General features: G+C 56.7%; 1 protein-coding gene. It reads right to left on the bottom strand.

The window, feature by feature from the left end; genetic code table 11:
* Nucleotides 1–1,128: sigma 54-interacting transcriptional regulator (locus tag HF921_RS12790; RefSeq protein ID WP_215893955.1), on the bottom strand; the 1,128-nt coding region annotated here is incomplete at its 3' end.
* Nucleotides 1,129–1,331 lie beyond the last annotated feature (203 nt).

Here is a 1,331-nt window from a genome sequence, read left to right as displayed (position 1 = left end):
ACGACGCTCCCGCAGTGGGGGCAAAAAGATACTGACGACATTGATTCGGTAGTAGAGATCGGCGCGGAACTCACCCTTGCTTACCGCCTCTTCGAGATTGCGATTGGTGGCGGTGATAATGCGCACATCGACCCGCCGGGTCTGGGTGCCGCCCACCCGCTCGAATTCGCGCTCCTGTAACACCCGTAAGAGCTTGGCCTGAAAAGCCGGAGAGATATCCCCGATCTCGTCGAGAAACAGCGTACCGCCGTCCGCCAGTTCAAAACGCCCTTTGCGTTCCTGAGTGGCTCCAGTAAAAGCGCCGCGCTCGTGTCCGAAGAGTTCCGATTCGAGAATACTTTCGGGGAGCGCCGCGCAATTGAGGGAAACAAAAGCTTTATCGCGGCGGGGACTGAGATAGTGAATGGCGCGGGCGATGACTTCCTTGCCGGTGCCCGACTCACCGCGCAGCAACACGGTCGCCTTGCCCGGCGCCGCCTGGTGCACATCGGCAAAGACGGACTGCATGGCCCGGCTATGTCCGATGACATTCTTGATGCTGTAGCGCTTCTGGAGTTCCTTCTGCAGACGATGTTTTTCCTGCAAAAGACGGTTTCGTTCCGCCGAGATACCCTGATGCAGGTTAACGGTCTGCCCCACCAGATTGGCGATCATCTGCAACAGGCGCACATCAGAACGGAAACTCACCCCCTTGTGCCGCTCACTGCGATAGATGGCGAGCACGCCGATACACTCATACCCAACCTTAATCGGCACCCCTACAAAGGCATGCAATCTCTGGTTGATCTCCGGCTCATAGGCGCGGTGGAGGAAGGCGGGCTCCTGGGAGACATCAGGGATCACCACCGGCATACCGGCACGCATAATCTTGCCTACCATGCCCTCCCCCAGGCGATAACGTCCCCGCTCCATCTCCGCGGCAGACAAACCTGTGGCGGCGATCACCCCTACCAAATTCTCGTCCATGCGCAAAAGGATCATGGACGGAGAGATGTGCAGATGACTTTCCAGGGTCTTCAGAACATCATTCAGGGTATGTTCAAGATCCATGGACGAACTGAGCACCTTACTCACCTCATAGATGGTCGTCAGTTCCTGAAAATGGTTGGGAGTTACGTGATCTTTCATGATGAAATCCTCTTCTCTACAGCGCTTAGGAAGCGTTGGCGGGGGATGAGGCGGTTGGGGGTTAGGTGAAACCTCGGACCTGCCTGACGTTTGGGCAAGGCACCGATCGTCGACACTGGTCAGTGGCGACGCCAGTGTTTTCAGCATACATGTCAAGAGATATGGACGTCCACAGGCGCAATTGATCCTCAGAAAAGCCGACG

The sequence above is a fragment of the Acidithiobacillus ferriphilus genome, assembly GCF_018854775.1.
Lineage (GTDB): Bacteria > Pseudomonadota > Gammaproteobacteria > Acidithiobacillales > Acidithiobacillaceae > Acidithiobacillus > Acidithiobacillus ferriphilus.
The sequence above is the reverse complement of the archived record's forward strand: the minus strand, read 5'-3'. Positions and strand labels throughout refer to the sequence as shown.